Source organism: Candidatus Dormiibacterota bacterium (assembly GCA_035532835.1).
GTDB lineage: Bacteria > Vulcanimicrobiota > Vulcanimicrobiia > Vulcanimicrobiales > Vulcanimicrobiaceae > DAHUXY01.
In genome coordinates this window covers 1-18,140 of the sequence record DATKQG010000087.1, presented here as the reverse complement: position 1 = coordinate 18,140, position 18,140 = coordinate 1, and the positions used below count along the sequence as shown (strand labels likewise).

Here is an 18,140-nt window from a genome sequence, read left to right as displayed (position 1 = left end):
GCCATGAAACGAACGGAGGCCCTGGATTCCGTCATCGTCGGAGCCGGCCTCGCCGGCACCGTCGTTGCCGCGTCGCTTGCCAAGACAGCGCCGCCGTCGTTTCGCGCGATGATCTTCGATGCGGCTTCCCCCGGCCCGGGAACGGCATACGCTCCCGGCTCCGACCGTTTGCTTATGAACGGCCCGGCCAGGGCGATGAGCGCCGTACCGGAAGACCCGGCGGATCTGGTCCGCTGGCTCGGCCCTGAATCGGACGATCGCTTGATACCGCGCAAGCTCTTCGGGCGCTATTTGGCGGAGCAGTTCGATCGCGCGCTCGCAGCGCATCCCGGCATCGCGCTCTCGCGCAATCGCATCGTCGATATCGAGCGCCGCGGGGGAGGCTATGTCGCGCGTGACGACGCCGGGCAAGAATTCTCGGCCGGTTCGGTAGTCCTCGCGCTAGGCAACCACGAGCCGAACGATGCCTTCCTGCCGCGCGCGGTTCGAGCGGATGCCGGCTACGTGCGCGACCCGTGGCATTTCGACGCATCGGTACTGCGCGGGAGCGCCATCGCGCTGGTTGGAAGCGGTCTCACCGCAATGGATATCGTCGCGCTCTTGGAAGAGCGTGGCTACGACGGCACAATCCACATCATCTCGCGACGCGGGTTGCTCCCCGCCGTCGAGAACGTCCGCGCGCGCGGGCTCGATCCGGCTACGCTCGCGCTCGATACGGGCACCCCGCTCTCGCTATTACACACGATGCGCGCCGCGGCGGCAGCGCGAGAAGCGCGTGGCGGCGATTGGCGCGAAGTCGCCGAATCGATCCGCAAGATATCCCCGGCGATATGGGAAGGATGGAGCAGCCGCCAGCAGCGGCAATTTCTCGAGCATCTCCACTCATTCTGGACCGCGCATCGATATCGCGTGCCGCCTCAAACCGCGCAGGCATTCGAACGCCTCCGCGCACGTAACGCGATCGTACGCCATCGCGGGCGTATCTCGGCCGCTCATCGCGAGCGCGAACGTCTCGTCCTTCGCATCGTTAACGCCGAGGGCACGAGCGCGATCGGTGTCACCGACATCGTCAACTGCACCGGCCCAAACGGTGACTACGAACGCTCCCGTAATCAGCTCGTGGTCAACCTCATGCGCCGAGGCCTGCTGTTAGCCGACGAACTCCATTTGGGTATCGAGGTATCGCAAGATCTTCGCGTGCTCGACCGCTCCGGCCACGCTCAGCCGTCGATGTACGCGTTGGGGCCGCCGACCCGCGGCCGATGGTACGAGACGACGGCCGTTCCCGAGATTCGCGAGCAGGCCCGGCGTATCGCGAAATGCCTCATCACCGAGCATGGAATCGGCGCGTTGGAAGCCGTATCGTGATCGCCGATCTTCGCGGCGCTCTGTACGAGGCCATGGCCAATTACGACTTCGTCGAAGCGATGCTCCATAGTATCGGGCGTTTCGGCGAATACCGCGATACGATGCCGTTTGCGGCAGGCGCGTACACGCGAACGCGCTTGCAACGTAATGCCGAATTCGAAATCGTTGCAATGCTATGGGCACCCGGTTCCCGCAGCCCCATCCACGACCACGGAGACTCGCGCTGCTGGGTGGTCGTGTTGGACGGCAACCTCGACGTCGAGAACTTCGAACGGCTGAATGACGGCACCGATGCGGTGGCAGACCTGCGCAGCTTCGCGCCCTCGCGGCTCACGTCGGGAGCAATCGATCGCAGATCCGGCCCCAAGGAACTCCATCGCGTCAGCAATTCGTTCGAGCGCGCGGCGTACTCGCTACAACTCTACGCCGCGCCGCTGGGCGCCTATACGGTCGTCGACGATCGGGGCCTCACCAGCCTCTCACTCGCGCAAGCCGACGCCGGCCTGATCTAAGCTCACCAATCCCTCGCGATGCAACGCCGAAACCAATGCGGCGATCTCGTCGTCGGATCGCCGGGGCAGCAAGCCGGCCACATCCCGCGCAAGATCGAGCATCGAAATCTTCTTCCCGGGCGGGAGATCGCGAAGGCGATCGACGATGCGCCCGCGCGCAAACCGGGCGCTCTCTTCGAATCTTTCCGTGCTCCCGGCGCGAGGTTTGGCATGCGCGCGCCGCGCGCTCTCCAACGCCGCTGCGTCGATCGGCGCCGCCGCGCAATCCGCGGCGATCGGGCACGCTTCGCACTTGGGCGCGCGGGCGCCGCACAGCGTCGCACCCAAATCCATCATGGCCGAGTTCCAGTCGTGGGCTTGGCCGGGTGGAACCAGCGCTTGCGCGTGAGCCGCGAGTTGCGGCTCGCGCGCACGGATCGGGTATTCGATGCCGTAGAACAGGCGATGCACGATCCGCTTGATGTTGGTATCCACCGGAGCGTCGTCGATATCGAATGCGAACGCGCGGATCGCCGCGGCCGTGTAGGGCCCGATACCCGGCAATGCGCGAAGCGCGTTCGGGTCTGAGGGCATCTCGCCCAGGTAGTCGCGGGCGACCGCCTGCGCGACGGCGTGGAGACGAACCGCGCGCGAGTTGTATCCGAGGCCTCGCCACATTCGCAGCACGTCGGCCGTACTCGCCGACGCTAACGCGGCTAAGGTGGGAAAACGCTCGATGAACGCAACGAATGCAGGCACCACGCGATCGACTTGCGTTTGCTGCAACATGCATTCACTCACCAGCGTGAAGTAAGGATCGCGCGTCGTGCGCCAAGGGAGTTCCGCACGACCGGAGTTGCGATACCACCGCAGCAAACGGCGTTGCAGTCGGGTCACGGTTTCAAGGAGGCGACTGCACGGCCTATGCGCCCGATGCCTTCGCCGATCTCGTCGCGCGTGACGGCCGTCAGCGCTAGGCGAAAATTGTGATCGCCCCCCGAGTTCGCGAAAAACGCTTCGCCGAACAAAAACGACGCTCCGAGGCGTTCGGATGCATCCAGCAGCGCGCGCGCGCGAATGTCGCGCGGCGTGGTTACCCACACGTAAAAACCGCCCGAAGCCGGGCTAACGCGAAACGTCGAAGGCCACTCCGCGGCGATCGCCCGATCGGCCAGACCTCTTCGCAGTAACAATTCGTCGCGAAGCTGCGCCACGTGCGCGTCGTATCCGCGTTCGAGATAATCCACGATTGCGGCTTGGACGTAGAGACTCGTCGCCATATCGTATGCCTGTTTGCGCAGCAGCAACCGTTCCAGAATCGTGCGCGGCGCCGCCAGCCACCCCACGCGCAAGCTCGGCGCGATCGTCTTCGAGAACGTCGATAGATAGACGACGTGGTCGGGAGCCAGAGCCACCAACGGGGTGACCGGCTCGCGCAAAAGGGGACCGTAGGGATCGTCTTCGATGATCGGCACGCCCGAGCGTTTGGCGATCGTCACCAACCGCTCTCGACGGTCGGCGTTCATCGTCGCATTGGTGGGATTATGCAGCGAGGGCATCGTGTAGATGAAGCGCGGGCGCCGCGTGCGCAAGATCGCCTCGACGTGATCGACGCGCATGCCCTCATCGTCCACCGGGACCGGAATCGCGCGCAAGCCGCAGATCTGAAAGATTTGCAGCGCGCCGGGATACGAGGGAGATTCGACGATGATTTCGTCGCCGGGTTCGGCCAAGCTCTGCGCGACGATCATGATGCCTTGGGTCGAGCCCGTCAGCACGATAATGCTTCTGGGCTCGATCGAGGAAGCGCCCTGCGCGTTCATCCGAGAAGCGATCGCCGCGCGCAGCGGTTCGTAGCCTTCCGAATCGCCGTACGAAAGAATGAAGCGCGGATCGCGCGCGACCCGCTCGAACGACTGCGCGAGTTCCCCCAACGGCGACGGCTGGTCGGGAGCGACGCCTTGAACGAACGATATGCGCCCGGGCTCTTGCTTAGCGGCTAGCTCGCCCAAGATGTTTGGAAATTCGCCCACCCTCCAGGGCGGCAGGGTCACCCACCACGGCACACCGGCCGCCCGCTCGGGCTGGCCGCCGCGAAGCTGAGGCACCACGCGCGATCCGGATCCGACCCGTTGCTCGATCAATCCGTCCGCAACGAGTTCGCGGTAGGCGTGGACGACCGTGCTCCGATTGACGCCCAACTGCTCGGCCATCGAACGTTCGGGGGGCAATCGTGTAGATTCCGGCAGGGTTCCCGCCAGAATTGCCTCGCGCAAATGTTCGTAGAGCTGGCGGTATAACGGCACGATCGACTCTCGATCGAGGTCCGGCTGCAGGCCGCTCCATCCAATTTTCGCCATTGAGGCGATCCATTTTCGGTGTCGCTACCGGGAACGCTTCCCGTATGGCAGCGAATCTTACCGCATAGTGCCCGATTTCACTTCGGTCGATACGCGCGTGCCATTCGTTGGACGCGGCGCCGAGCTCAAGCGCCTCTTCGCACTCTTTGAGTACGGCGGGGCTTTAACGTTGGTCGGGCCGGGCGGCGTCGGAAAATCGCGTCTGGCGTTCGAAGCGATCGCGCGCTTCGAGCGGGACCGAGCCCGCGACGTGATCTTCGTGCCGCTTAGCGGCGTCGGCCCGGAGGCCGTCTTCGGAACCATCGTCGCCGCGGTCGGCGCGCGCGAGCAGGTTGGACGCGATCCGCTGGACATCATCAACCACGAGATGGCAGCTCGGCGCTCGATTCTGGTTCTCGATAACTGCGAGCACGTGCCCGATGAGGCCGGCGCGCTGATCGAGGCGCTGCAGCGCATTCACAACGTAGCGATCGTGGCTACCAGCCAACGACGCCTGGACTATCCGGACGAGCGCGTGCTCGAGGTCGGGCCGTTTGACGCGGCCACGGGCATCGAGTTCTTTCGCCAGCGAGCCAAGGCCGCCAACGTACAACTCTCAGCCGAAGATTTGCCGGTCGCGGCCTCGATCGTCGAGCGACTCGACGGGTTGGCCGTTGCGATCGACCTTGCGGCTGCGCGCCTCGCTTCGCTGAGCGTCCGCGAACTCGCGCGCGAATTGGAGACCCTGCGCCCATACCATTTTCGCTCGAGCGCCGGAAGCGATCCGCGACACCATTCGCTCGGAAAGATGATCGATTGGAGCCTCGCTCCACTCGATGAACGCGCACAGGCGGTCTTCGCCCTCGCCAGCGCCTTCGCAGGCGTCTTCGACGCGGACGATATCGTCGCGCTCGACGAGGGCGACGTGCCCTCAACCGCGCAAGCGCTTACGACGCTCGCCGATCGCTCGCTTCTTGTGCGGGCCGACTCGACACGCTACTCGATGCTGACGCCGATGCACGCGATCGCAGCCCGCATGCTGGGGGGGCGCTCCGATCGACAGGCGATCGAAGAACGCTTCGCGCTCCATATCAACACCCGGATCCTTCGCATCCACGGCCAATTGCTCACGCCCTCGCCCGGCGAAGCGATGCACGAACTGCTCGAAAGGTACGACGATGCTTGCGCGGCCCTGGCCTGGGCCCTGAAACGCCCGCACGATCGGCTTCCGAGCGTGCTCGACATCGCTACCTCGCTCGTTTCGATCTGGGCCGGCGGCGGCCGCTTGCGCGAGGGCTCGATGTGGATGGAGCGACTGATGGAGCAGGCCGGCCAGCTCCCGCAAGCCCTCTACGCCCGGCTCTCGAATGCCGCCATGCGCGTGGCCTACGCGAGCGCCGATTACCAGCGCATGCTCGCGCTGGGCCCAACGGCAATCAGCGCATTCACGATTTTGGGCGACCGACTGGGCCTTGCCCGGGCCTACAACGCCCTTGCCGTAGCCTCACTCTACGTCGGTAAAACCGACGAAGCCAGCCTCTACGTCGAAACGGCCGTCGCCCTCTATCGCGCGATCGAACATCCGACCGGCATCGGATCGGCGCTCCTGAATCAAGGCAATATCGCCCTAGAAGGGCACAGCGACCCGATCGGAGCGCGTAGCCGATACCTGGAAGCGTTGGAGATTTTGCTGGAGAGCGGCCCCGATACCCAGATCGGCATAGCTTATGGCAACCTCGCCGAGGCGACGTACTTTCTGCACGACCCGGCGGAGGCAGTGAATAGCGCCCAGAGCGCCATCCGATATTTCGAACGCTCCCAGAGCCCCTCGTTGATGGCCTGGCAACACGAAGTCATCGGCCGATCCAACCTCATCAAGGGCGACCTTCAGGGGGCGGCCCGGTCGCTTCGAACGGCCATTACCTTGCTCGACGGGGCTCCCCAGCCGATCTATCTCGCCCAGACCCTCGAAAGTGCCGTTCGCCTGCTGCTGCTCCAGCGAGAGTTCGAGCGGGCCGCGCCCCTCTCGTTCGCCGCGCGGCGTCTGCGCCGCGACAGGCGGATCCCGGCGATCGGCCTCACGCGCACGGAGATCCGCGCCGATGAAGAGCGCCTAGCGGCTGCCCTCGGCCCCGATGCGATGCACGCGGCCGCCGCGCAAGCCCAAGCTCTGGACCTCGGGCAGCTCGGGCGCCTCGCCGCCTCGGAGCTCGGCTAGCCTGCTAGACCGGCTAGACCGGCTAGCATGCTAGCCACTCTGGTCGAAGCCACGGCAGGCTTCGCCTGGTAGGATGTGGGAGGGTGCACGCTCACCCACGCACATACTCGAACTATTTAGGAGCGAACTTCGGTGGCAGAACATCAGGTTGACGCGGTCATCATTGGAGCCGGGCCGGGAGGCTATCACGCCGCGATCCGGTTAGGACAGCTAGGAAAGACCGTCATCTGTGTCGATCGCGACGAAATCGGCGGCGTGTGCCTTAATTGGGGCTGCATTCCAACGAAGGCGTTGCTTCACGTCGGCGAGGTCATCCGCCACATCGATCACGCCGCCGACATCGGCCTAAAGGTCCCCAAGGCCGAAGTCGATCGCGAGGGCGTTGCAAAATTCAAAACCGATGTGGTGACTTCCAACGTCGGCGGCGTCAGGACGCTCTTCAAGGCCAACAACGTCCAGTTCATGTACGGTGACGCCTCGTTCAAGAGCCCGACGCAAATCGTCCTTAAGAAAAAAGAGGGCGGCGAGGATAGCATCACCGCGAAAACCGTCGTGATCGCCACCGGCTCGGCACCGGTCGACGTCAAGGCTTGGCCGCGCGACGGCGAGTACATCATCAATTCGGACGACGCCGTCCAAATGAAGCGCATCCCGAAGAACATGCTGGTAATCGGCGGCGGCGTGATCGGTCTGGAATTCGCCACCGTCTACACGCGCCTCGGCGCGAAGGTGCTCGTTATCGAAGCGCTCTCGCAGTTGCTCACCGGCACCGACCTGGAAATTTCGAAGACGCTGGGCCGCATCCTCAAGAAACAAGGCGTCGAAATCATGCTCGACACGAAGGTCGGCAAACTCGAAAAGAGCGGCAAGATCGTTAAAGCCACGTTCAACGGCGAAGGCACCAACGGCAAAGACGAGACGCGCGAATTCGACATGGTGCTCGTCGCCGTCGGGCGCCGCCCCGTCACCGATACGCTCAATCTGCAAGCCGCGGGCCTAGCCGTCGACGATAAGGGCTTCATCGCGGTCGATCAGCAGTGCCGCACGAAAGTGCCGAGCATCTTTGCGATCGGCGACGTCACGGGCCAGCCGCTCCTCGCGCACCGCGCGATGAAGCAGGGCGTCATCGCCGCCGAAGTGATCGCGGGCGACACGTCGGCCGCATTCGATCCGATTGCGATTCCGAACTGCGTGTACACCGATCCGGAAGTCGCGACCATCGGCCTCTCCGAAGAGGAAGCAAAGGCCAAAGGCTACGAGGTACGCATCGGCAAGTTCCCGCTCGCGGCGAGCGGCCGCGCGCGCACGATGAATGAAAGCGACGGCCTGATCAAACTCGTCGGCGACGCCAAGACCGATATGCTGCTGGGCATGCACATCGTCGCACCGCAAGCCGAATCGCTAATCGGCGAAGGCGTCATCGCGCTCGAGATGGGCGCGACGCTCGAGGATATCGGGCTCTCGATCCATCCCCATCCGACCCTGACCGAAAGCATCATGGACGCGGCGGAAGCGGCGCACGGTAAGGCGATTCACATCGTCAATCCGAAGCCGAAAACGCCGGTCGGGGCAAAGTAGCTACGCGCGACGTCGTTGACGCTATGGCCCCGGGAGCCGGGTGGCGCGAGGTCCGGTCGGGGAAGCTGCGATTTTTTGGGCCTTCACAGGATGTGAACTTCAAAACTTTGTTTTGCCCAAAAAACGTAGCAGCGTTGGATTTTACAGGATGTAAAATCCAACAGCGGTTCCCCGACCGGGCCTCGCGACACCCGGCTCCCGGGGCCACAGCGTCGCGCGCTCTGGCTCGCCGTGCATCCAAATTCGCATCGGTGGCGGTCGTATGAGCGTGGCAACTCTGACGCGCGCGCGCGTACTCGATCTCGGATTCAAGCCTTACCGCGAAGTGTGGGACTTGCAGCATACGCTGCATGCCGCGGTGCGTGAAGGGCGCGAGCCCGATACGTTTATCGTCGTCGAACATCCGCCGGTTATTACGCTGGGACGCCAGGCAAAACGCGATAACGTCTTGATTGCGCCGGATCTTTTAGCACGGCGCGGCATCGAGGTCGTTGAAATCGAGCGTGGCGGCGACGTGACTTATCACGGGCCCGGGCAGTTGGTCGTGTATCCGATTCGTAAATTAGAACGCTTTCGCGAAGTCGTCCCGCTCGTGCGATCCCTCGAAGGAGCGGTCATCGAAACGTGCGCGCGCTTCGGCGTCGTCGCCGAACGGTGGAGCGAACATGCGGGCGTGTGGGTTGGACGCGATCAGATTTGCGCGATCGGGTTGGCGGTTCAGAAGATGGTTTCGTTGCATGGAATCGCGCTCAACGTCTCGACCGAACTCGATTACGATCGGCTAATTAATCCGTGCGGTTTAACCGATCGCGGCATCACGTCGCTCTCGCAACAACTCGGACGGCCGGTAACGCTCGATGAAGCGAAAGTCGTGCTGCTCGAAGAACTCGCTCGCTCGCTCAACGTGGAATTTTAACGAACGTGGCTATTGAAATCGACTTGATCTCCCCCGCAAAACCGCAGCACGCGCGCAAGCCGGATTGGCTACGCGTCTCGTTGCCGATCGGTGAGGATTACGAACGCGTCAAAGCCAAGGTGAATACGCTCGCGCTCAATACCGTGTGCAAAGAGGCCGCGTGCCCGAATCTTGCGGAATGCTGGGGCGCCGGCACGGCGACGATCATGATCTTGGGCGACACGTGCACGCGCGGCTGCCGCTTCTGCAACGTGAAGACTGGAAACCCGAAGGGCGTGGTCGATTGGATGGAGCCCGTACGGGTCGCCGAAGCGGTGCGCGATTTGGGCTGGAAGTATTTGGTGCTTACGGCCGTCGATCGCGACGATCTGGCGGATGGCGGAGCGCTGATCTTTGCGAATACGATTCGGGAGATTCACGAGCGCGTTGCGGGAGCGCGGGTTGAGATCCTCAGCGGGGATTATCACGGCGATCTGGTGGCGCTCGATATCGTGATGGATGCCAAGCCGGATGTATTCGCGCACAATCTCGAAAGCGTGCGACGCCTCACACCCACCGTGCGCGACAAGCGCGCGACGTACGATACCTCGCTACGCATTCTCGCCCATGCCAAATCTCGGGCACCCGAACGCTATACGAAGACCTCGCTCATGCTGGGGCTAGGCGAAACGGACGCGGAGATCGAGCAGACGATGGACGACGCACGAGCGGCCGGCGTCGATATCTTTACAATGGGGCAGTATCTGCAACCCACCAAGAAGCATCTTCCCGTGGTTGCCTTCGTTACGCCCGAGCGCTTTGCGCAACTCGGTGCGCTGGCACGTTCTAAAGGCTTCCATCAAGTCGTGTCGAGCCCGCTCTCGCGTAGCTCCTACCATGCCGAGCAGGCTTTTACGCAAGCGGGATAGCGCCGCGATCTGAGTTTCGCCTGGAATGCAACGGCTTTCCGAGGGCGAAGGTTTAGCATCACGATGACTGAGTTCTTCCTCCGGCGGCCGATCTTTGCCGCGGTCTGTTCGCTCGTAATCCTGATCGCGGGGCTCGTGGTTATGCCGACGCTGCCGATCGCGCAGTATCCGCAGATCGCTCCCCCGGTGGTGACGGTTACCGCTACCTATATCGGCGCCAGCCCGCAAGCGGTTGAAAGCGCTGTGACCACGCCGCTCGAGAACGCGATCAACGGCGTCGAAGGCCTACGCTACATCAGTTCGACGAGCGCGCAGGGCGTATCGACGATCACCTGTACCTTTAACCTCGGGGTCAATCTCGATATCGCGGCGACCGACGTGCAAAATGCCGTCCAGTCGGCGAGCGGCGAGCTACCGGCGGAAGTAACGCAAACCGGCGTCACGGTCTCGAAAAACGCGGGCGCATTCGTCATGGCCGTCGCGGTCACGTCGGATAATTCGAAGTACGATTCGCTGTTTTTGAGCAACTACGCCGAGCTCAATATCGTCAACGATCTCAAGCGCGTCCAGGGCGTCAGCGGCGTTCGGATCTTCGGGCAGCGTCGCTATGCAATGCGCATTTGGCTCAACCCGCGAGCGCTGGCGGCGCAGGGTCTTGCGACCAGCGACGTTATCAGCGCCCTCCAGCAGCAGAACGTCGAGGTTGCCGCCGGTAGTATCGGCTCGTCGCCTGAATCCGGTAGCCAACCGTACACCTACACGATCAACGCGATAGGCCGCCTCTCCACGCCGAAGCAATTCGCCGACATCGTGCTGCGCACCGACGCTAACGGTGGGTTTACGAAGCTTGGGGACGTCGCCCGCATCCAACTCGGTGCCGAAGATTACTCGAGTTTTCTAAGGTTCGACGGCAATCAGAACGTCATCGGGCTGGGCGTGCAACAATTACCGACGGCGAACGCGCTTTCAGTTTCACAGGGCGTCATTGCAACGCTCGATCGGCTCTCCAAAACTTTCCCGCCCGGCGTCCACTATAAAGTCGCGTTCAACTCGACCACGTTCGTGCAAGAATCGATCAAAGAAGTCGTCGTCACCCTCCTGCTCTCGATCCTGCTCGTGGTGTTGGTGATCTTCCTCTTCTTGCAAGATCCGCGCTCCACGCTGATCCCGGCCGCCACGATTCCGGTGTCGTTGATCGGCACGTTCTTCGTGATGAAGATCTTCGGTTTTACGATCAACACCATCACGCTCTTCGGCCTCACGCTGGCGACGGGGCTCGTGGTGGACGATGCGATCGTCGTCATCGAAAATATCGCGCGCTACATCCAACAGAACAACATGCGCGGCATCGAGGGTGCGGCGGCGGCGATGCGCGAGATTCAGAGCGCGGTCGTAGCATCGTCGCTCGTGCTCTTGGCGGTATTCGTGCCGGTCGCATTCTTCCCAGGCACGACCGGCCAGTTGTACAAACAATTCGCGCTGACGATCGCCGCCTCGATTACGATCTCGCTCTTCGCCGCCCTGACCCTCGCTCCGGTACTCTCGGCCAGACTCTTACGCGGCGAAACGGAATCCGAAACGGGCTTTTTCGGATGGTTTAATCGCGGCTTACACCGCCTGCGCGAGTTCTATCACGCCAAACTTCCGATTCTCTTTCGTCACCGATGGCCGGTATTCGGTATCTTCGTTCTCGCGCTGGTGCTCACCGGGATCCTCTTCAAGACCACGCCTACCGGCTTTATTCCAAGCGAGGATCAAGGGTACTTCATCGTCCTGGTCCAGGCTCCCGAAGGCACGTCGCTGGCCAACGAGCACGACATCGCGGTCAAAGCAGAGCAGATCATTCGCAGCACCAAGGGCGTCCGAGACGTTTTCGATGTCGGCGGATTTAGCTTCGCCGGCGCCGGGCCCAACCGCGGCATGATGTTCGTCCAGTTGGAGCCATGGTCGCAGCGCACCAGCTTCATGGAATCGATCACGGGGATACTATACGTCGGGCCCAATTCGCTGATGGCGCGCTTCGCCAAGGAGATTCCCGAAGCGCAAATACTCGCGTTCAATCCGCCGGCGATTAACGGCGTCGGAAGTTTCGGCGGATTCCAATTCGAGCTCGAAGACCGCGGCAACGTGGGCCTCGATAAGTTGATGCAGACTGCGTACGGGTACATGGGGCTGGGCAATGCGCCGGATTCGCCGCTCACGCAAGTCTTCACGCAGTTCCGTACGAATTCGCCGCAGTTGCAGGTGAACGTGGACCGCAATAAAGCGCAATCGATCGGCGTTTCGCTGGCCGACGTCTTCGATACCATGCAGACGGATCTCGGCTCCGTGTACGTCAATAACTTCGATTATCTCAACCGGTCGTACCGCGTGTACGTCCAGGCCGATACCCCGTATCGCGACCGCATCAGTTCGCTCCAAGGGTTGTACGTGCGCTCGAGCAAGGGCGGCGGAATGACTCCGGTCAGCGCCCTGATAAGCGCCAAGCAAACCTACACCTCGCCGATCATCAGCCACTACAATCTCTTCCGTTCGCTCGAAATCAACGGCAATGTGAAGACCGGGCACGGTAGCGGCGAGGCGATCGCAGCGATGGAGCAGATCGCCAAAAAGGTCGATCCGCCGGGCGTTAGCTACGAATGGTCGGGGCTGACCTTGGATGAGATCGCATCCGGATCCCAGAGCGCCCTCATCTTCGCGCTCGGCCTCGTCTTCGTGTTCCTGGTCCTCTCGGCGCAGTACGAAAGCTTCGTCGATCCGCTGATCGTCATTCTCGCGGTCCCGGCCGCGCTGCTCGGCGCACTGCTCTTTATGAATTATCGTCTGCTCATGGGCCACCTCGGCTTTCCATTCATCCTCCTCGCAGGCGATCCGACGCTCTCGCAGGATGCCTACGCGCAGGTCGGCTACGTCATGCTCATCGGCCTGGCCAGTAAGAGCGCGATTCTGATCGTGGAGTTCGCCAATCAGCAACTCGCGGCCGGGGCGGATATCGTCACGGCGGCGATGCGCGGCGCGCAGACCCGGCTCCGGCCGATCTTGATGACCTCGATCGCCTTCGTGGTAGCGGTGGTGCCGCTCGTGTTCGCTACCGGCGCGGGCTCGGCGGCGCGCCACTCGCTGGGCACGGTCGTCTTCGGCGGCATGCTCATCTCGACCGTACTCAACCTCGTGATCACCCCGGTGCTCTACGTCATCGTCAAATCGATCGAACACGGAGCCAAGGATCGCCGCCGGGCCAGGAAACTTCGGGCCTCCGGAGCCGTGGACTAGCGACTTTTCCGTCAAAGGCACGAGGGTTTTAATCGCCCGAACTCCAACAAAAAGCGGCAACCGGAAACTGATACTTTTAATACACCGGACCCACTGCGTTGGAGAGACTCTATGCTGAAAACCCTCATCCGCTCGAGCGCGGCCGCTTTATTGGCCGCGTCGTTCGGCTTGGTCGCCATCCCGGCATCGGCCGACGGCGGCACGGGCGAAGCCTTGGCGACATCCGTCGTCCAAGATGCCAGTGCCGGAATCAAGAATGCGATGAATGCATCGCAGAAAAAAACACCAGTGGTAATCACGCGAACGCAAGCCGGACAAGCGGACCAAACGATGGCGCTTCCCGACGGCTCGATCGCCCAGGTCCCGCCGGTACGACAGGCTCCCGTCGGCGGAGCGGCCGCCCAAGGTTTACCGACTGGCTTCACCTATATGGCGGATCTGTCGATTGCATATCCGTACGGAAACATCGGCACCTTCGGCAAGAAGTGGCTGCCCGGCGGCGCCGATGCCGACGCGGGATACGGATTCAATCCGACCACGCGCGTGCTGGCGTCGTATTACGAGATCCAGCACTATCCGGTCGGCTTCAATAGCGGCACCGCACCGCTCTATCTGCAAGGCTTCCAAAATCCGATCGGCTGCGTCGATCTCGGCGGCGGCAACGCGAACGGTTGCGCCCCCGCAACGTCGCAAGCGGATTTGACGACCAAGGACCGGTTCCTCATCTTGAACGCGGAGAAACTTTTCGCGATCAAGATGCCCGGCGGCCGCGCCCTCCCGATCGTCATCTCGCCGACCTACGTGTCGCGCTGGTCCACGGTCGCGGCGTCGAACGCGGGCAACGATGTCGTCGCATTCGAGCCGAACGCGCCGTTCGGTTTCCCGGTCACCGGCGTCCACACGCGCACCGCGCAGGTGTTCTCGCTGGCCGTCACCGTGCCGTTCCTCAAAACCTCGAAAATGTTCGGTACGTTTACGGTAGCACCGGGCTGGCTCACGCATACCGCGGGCATCAACCAGGTCAACAAACCCCAGCTCTACCAGATCGCGTATCTCGAGTACACGCCGAACGACCGCACGAAGTTCTTCTTCGAGCCCCAGAGTTCGCGCGACTATCTGCCCGCCGACCCGTACGCGCAGCACCTGATCGCCTATTTCTTGGGCGTCTCGGAGCGCGTCGGCAAAGCCGGATTCGTGCAGTTGGTACTCAACAGCGGCGGCCCGACCAACGAAGGTTCGTACGGCATTCAAAAGCTGACGTGCCAAGCGTTGCCGTGCGGCTCCAACCCGATCGTACCGACGATCGGCGGCCTCAAAGCCACCCAGATCCAACTCCAGTTCGGCATCGGTTCGCCGAGCGTGATTCCGATCTAGAGCAAGGACGAGCAACATGAAGATGACATATCTTACGAAGACCCTCGCCGTACTCGCGGTCGCGTCGCTCGCGGCTTGCGGCGGCGGAGGCGGCGGTTCAACCAGCAGCCTCACCCCGATCGCCCCCAAAGCGGGCGCGACCAACCCACTCTTCGCAACGTTCGTCGGCGTCGGCGACAGCCTCACGGCCGGCTACCAGTCCGAGGGTATCCTCGGCGTGAACTCGACCAACCCGTTCTCGATTCTTCCGGGCAACCTCGTTCCGGCGACTCAGGAGAACGGCTACTGGGCCCTGATGTTCGAACAAGCCACGGGCATGAGCGCGGCTCAGATGGCCAGCCCCGCGACCTCGGTGCTGCCGCTCATCAACGCTCCCGGCATCGGCAGCCAATTGATTCCCGTCAACCCCGCCAACTTCCAAGGCTCGCCGTTCTTCGTATCGCACCCGGGCTGCGATGCGTTTAACCTCTCAGCCTACTCGCCGTCGAGCTTTGCGACGGTTCGCGCCAACCCGCAGGGCACGATCCTCGACGTGGCCGTCCCCGGCATCACCGCCCACGAAGCAGTGAACATGGTCAACCCGCTGACCGGGCCGCCTCCGGCCGCGGTCGGAACCTATCCGGCGTATAGCTGCGCTCCGTATCCTTCCAGCACGACGGATGCAACGGCCGGTGGTCTCCAAAGCCTCGTCTCGGGCGAATCGTCGCTCTATATTCCCATCCTCGGCCAATACCTGAGCCAGACTGCGCCGCAGAAGCTGATCAACGGTCAGCCGGCAACGATGGTCAACGCCGCCGCGATGCTCAAACCAACCTTTGCAACGGTTTGGCTCGGCGCGAACGACATCCTGAAGTTTGCGTTCTCCGGCGGCAGAGCACCGATGGTGAACATGAGTCAGAGCGACATGCAGAACGACATCACGCTAGCGGTCCAGACGCTCCAAAAGGCCGGCGCGCAAGGCGTGGCCGTCGCAAACCTTCCGACGGTCCTGCAAACGCCGCAGTTCTTCCGTGGCGGATTGCCCGCAAGCCAAGCCGTCTGCGTTACCCAGAACTGGTTCTACTGCGATTTCGTATCGCAAGTCGCCCCCACGATCGGTCCGGCGAACGCCGCGGCCGCAGCGGGAGCGATCGTAGCCTACCTCCAGACCAAGTACGGCATTAGCTCGAACGGTTACCTCACCGAGAGCGGTTTCTTGGCCGTACTGCAGCAGTTCGGCCAGGGCAGCACGACGCCGCAACTCGATCCCAGCGGCGCGGGAACCGGCCTAGGCGGAGCCTACATCAGCGATACGTTCGCATCCCAGATCAACGCGATGAACGCCGCATTCAATACCGGCATCGCTGCAGCGGCCTCGACCACCGGGGTGGCGCTCGTCGACATCAATGCGGTATTCAACGGCCTCTATAACGGCACGGGCCCGTACTTCGCGCAGGCCGCCAGCATCAACCCGACGCCGAACCCGGTAACGGGCGCACCGTTCACGTGCTGCTCGCTCGTCTTCACGCAAGGCCTGCTCAGCTTCGACGGATTGCATCCCTCGAATACTGGCTACGCCTTGATCGCCAACGCGTTCATTCAAGCCATCGACACCAAGTATACGAACGCGAACATTCCGCCCCTAAGCGCGGCGCAGATCCAAGCGATCTACGCAACCGACCCCTACGCACCACATTAGGTGGTGGATTCGCCTGCGGGCGAATCCTTCGCGTTCGGCCTCACGGCCGAGCCGCAGGAAAGAGAGGCACTCGCGACAGCGGGTGCCTCTCTTCTAGCCCTCAGAGACTAGGTGGTGGATTCGCCTGCGGGCGAATCCACCAGAGACGAGAGTAACGCGACGACGCGATGCTAAAGATGATGGCGAACGGGACCATCACCAATTCGCATCCGGAGATTGCGAGCGACCAGCAAATCTGCGCCATCATGGAGAGCACGGTCGAGGCCATGCAAGAGACTACCCACGTGTACCGGGCGCTGTTTCGTGCGCAGCGGGCCGGACTTTATCTCATGGCGGACGCCGGTCGGGCCGTGTACGGCGTTCGTGGTTCCTGGCAAGATGAACGGCGATTGTCCGGGGCCGGCCCCTACGCCGTGGGTACGCCCTCGCGCAAGAGCCGGCACAAATCCGTGGCGACGAGCGGCACGCTGAAATGATATCCCTGTGCGTGTTCGCACGCGAGCTTGGAAACGAATGCGAGTTGCTCGGCCGTTTCGACGCCCTCGGCGATCAATCCGAAGCCCAGTGTTTTTGCCAGCGTAACGATGGCGCGTACGATCGCCTGATCGTACGAATCGTGGGCGATATCGGCGATGAAGGCGCGATCGATTTTCACCGCACCGACCGGCAGCCGCTTGAGATATCCGAGCGAACTGTACGCGATGCCGAAATCGTCAACGACGATCCGCACGCCCAGGCCGCGCAAATGCTCGAGCGTCTGGAGTGCGAGATCGTCGATCATCACGCTCTCGGTAATTTCGATATCCAATGCATCGGGCGGGAGGCCGCAATCCAGCAACGTCGCCTCGATATATTGGGCCAGGTCCGCTTCTGCAAAATCGCGCGCCGAGAGGTTGACCGCGATGCGAAAACCGGGATTGCCGCCCGCGCGAATTGCGGCCGCCTGCGCGCAAGCCTGCCGCAACACCCAGCGCGAGATATCCACGATCAAGCCGGTCTCTTCGGCGATCCCGATAAAGCGTTCGGGCAGAATCTCGCCCTGCTTGCCGTGCATCCATCGCAGCAGCGCCTCGGCCCCGATGATGCGTCCGTCGCCCACGTTCACGATCGGCTGAAAGCGCAGTTCCAATTCGCCGCGATCGACGGCGTGATGCAGATCTTGCTCCAGGCGCAGCTTCACCAGCGCGGCCGAATCGGTGGTCGCATCGTAGGATTTGATGCGATTGCGTCCGGTCTGCTTGGCGCGGTACATGGCGGAATCCGCGTGCATGACCAGCTCCTCGGCGCTCGTCCCGTCGTTCGGAAACGTGCTGGTCCCGATGCTGGCGGTCACGTAGAGTTCGCGGCCGGATACGTGGAAGGCTCCGCCCAGCGCGGCCTGTACGTCGGCGGCCACCATCGCCAGGCTCAGCGTTTCGCCCAGCGGCATCACGATGATGAACTCATCGCCTCCGCTGCGAAACACCGATCCGCGCGCGTCCAGCGAGGATCGCAACCGCGCGGCAAACGCGCGCAGCAGGTCGTCGCCCGCGCGGTGGCCGAGCGTATCGTTGATGTTCTTGAACCGATCGACGTCGACGAAGAGCACGCCCAACGCGCAGCGATCGCTGCGCGCGCGGTCCAGCGCTCCTCCCAGTTGTTCTTCCAGCGCGAGCCGGTTCGGAAGCTGCGTGAGCGCATCGACGCGGGCGAGGTGCGCGAAGTGGTCGGCCGTCTCTTTCATTTCGGTGATATCCAGCGCGACGCCGATGGCGCCGATGATGCTGCCGCTCATGCCGCGCAGCGGCTCGACGTGATGCTGCAGCCAGCGCCCGGCCAGGCGCGTTTCAAAGCGCTCCGAATCGCCGCCGAACGCGCGGCGAATAACCGCGAGCGCGCGCTCCTTGGATTCGGCATCGGCGAGCATCAATTCGAAGTTTTGGCCCAAGAGGTCGCGCTCGCTCAGCCCTTGCGTGCTCAAGCCTGCGCCGACGACCGAGGTGAAGTTCATGTCCAGG

The 18,140-nt window shown here is 62.8% G+C and carries 13 protein-coding genes; 9 read left to right on the top strand and 4 right to left on the bottom strand.

Translation table 11 applies throughout. The features are described from left to right. Positions 1-3 precede the first annotated feature (3 nt). Positions 4-1,368, top strand: a complete 1,365-nt coding sequence (locus VMW12_10805; GenBank protein HUZ50204.1) for an FAD/NAD(P)-binding protein — start codon at positions 4-6, stop codon at positions 1,366-1,368. Beyond that, positions 1,365-1,880, top strand: coding sequence for a cysteine dioxygenase family protein (locus tag VMW12_10800; protein ID HUZ50203.1), 516 nt, complete (start codon positions 1,365-1,367; stop codon positions 1,878-1,880). Before VMW12_10805 ends, VMW12_10800 begins: the two co-directional genes overlap by 4 nt. On the opposite strand, the gene VMW12_10795 is transcribed toward VMW12_10800, so the two are convergent. Together VMW12_10795 and VMW12_10790 are read right to left on the bottom strand one after the other, a co-directional pair. After that, complete coding sequence (locus VMW12_10795) at positions 1,848-2,756, bottom strand: A/G-specific adenine glycosylase (GenBank protein HUZ50202.1); 909 nt, start codon at positions 2,754-2,756, stop codon at positions 1,848-1,850. The genes VMW12_10800 and VMW12_10795 overlap by 33 nt on opposite strands. Beyond that, on the bottom strand, positions 2,753-4,219 hold the full coding sequence (locus tag VMW12_10790) for a PLP-dependent aminotransferase family protein (GenBank protein ID HUZ50201.1): 1,467 nt from the start codon (positions 4,217-4,219) through the stop codon (positions 2,753-2,755). The genes VMW12_10795 and VMW12_10790 overlap by 4 nt, the downstream gene beginning before the upstream one ends. A 67-nt stretch (positions 4,220-4,286) precedes the next feature. On the opposite strand from VMW12_10790, the gene VMW12_10785 reads away from it, so the two are divergent. The 7 genes from VMW12_10785 (at position 4,287) to VMW12_10755 (ending at position 16,143) form a co-directional block, all read left to right on the top strand. Beyond that, a complete protein-coding gene (locus VMW12_10785) occupies positions 4,287-6,416 on the top strand; it encodes an AAA family ATPase (GenBank protein ID HUZ50200.1) in 2,130 nt (709 codons plus the stop codon). A gap of 132 nt (positions 6,417-6,548) precedes the next feature. Next, positions 6,549-7,994, top strand: coding sequence for a dihydrolipoyl dehydrogenase (gene lpdA / locus VMW12_10780; protein HUZ50199.1), 1,446 nt, complete (start codon positions 6,549-6,551; stop codon positions 7,992-7,994). 268 nt (positions 7,995-8,262) lie between these two features. Beyond that, the gene (gene lipB, locus VMW12_10775; GenBank protein ID HUZ50198.1) at positions 8,263-8,910 is read left to right on the top strand and encodes a lipoyl(octanoyl) transferase LipB; all 648 of its coding nucleotides are present in this window, start codon (positions 8,263-8,265) and stop codon (positions 8,908-8,910) included. Positions 8,911-8,915: 5 nt separating this feature from the next. After that, on the top strand, positions 8,916-9,818 hold the full coding sequence (lipA, locus tag VMW12_10770; GenBank protein ID HUZ50197.1) for a lipoyl synthase: 903 nt from the start codon (positions 8,916-8,918) through the stop codon (positions 9,816-9,818). 63 nt (positions 9,819-9,881) lie between these two features. Then, the gene (locus tag VMW12_10765) at positions 9,882-13,091 is read left to right on the top strand and encodes an efflux RND transporter permease subunit (protein ID HUZ50196.1); all 3,210 of its coding nucleotides are present in this window, start codon (positions 9,882-9,884) and stop codon (positions 13,089-13,091) included. Between the two features lie 111 nt (positions 13,092-13,202). Next, positions 13,203-14,465 (top strand): hypothetical protein, encoded by a 1,263-nt coding sequence (locus VMW12_10760; protein ID HUZ50195.1) that lies wholly within the window; start codon positions 13,203-13,205, stop codon positions 14,463-14,465. A 16-nt stretch (positions 14,466-14,481) separates the two neighbouring features. Beyond that, positions 14,482-16,143: an SGNH/GDSL hydrolase family protein gene (locus VMW12_10755; protein HUZ50194.1), complete on the top strand. Its 1,662-nt coding sequence runs from the start codon at positions 14,482-14,484 to the stop codon at positions 16,141-16,143. Between the two features lie 100 nt (positions 16,144-16,243). Here the strand turns inward: VMW12_10755 and VMW12_10750 are convergent, their stop codons facing one another. Next, a complete protein-coding gene (locus VMW12_10750; protein ID HUZ50193.1) occupies positions 16,244-16,411 on the bottom strand; it encodes a hypothetical protein in 168 nt (55 codons plus the stop codon). Between the two features lie 138 nt (positions 16,412-16,549). After that, positions 16,550-18,140 (bottom strand): EAL domain-containing protein (locus tag VMW12_10745; protein HUZ50192.1); only part of this gene is annotated, 1,591 nt, incomplete at its 5' end.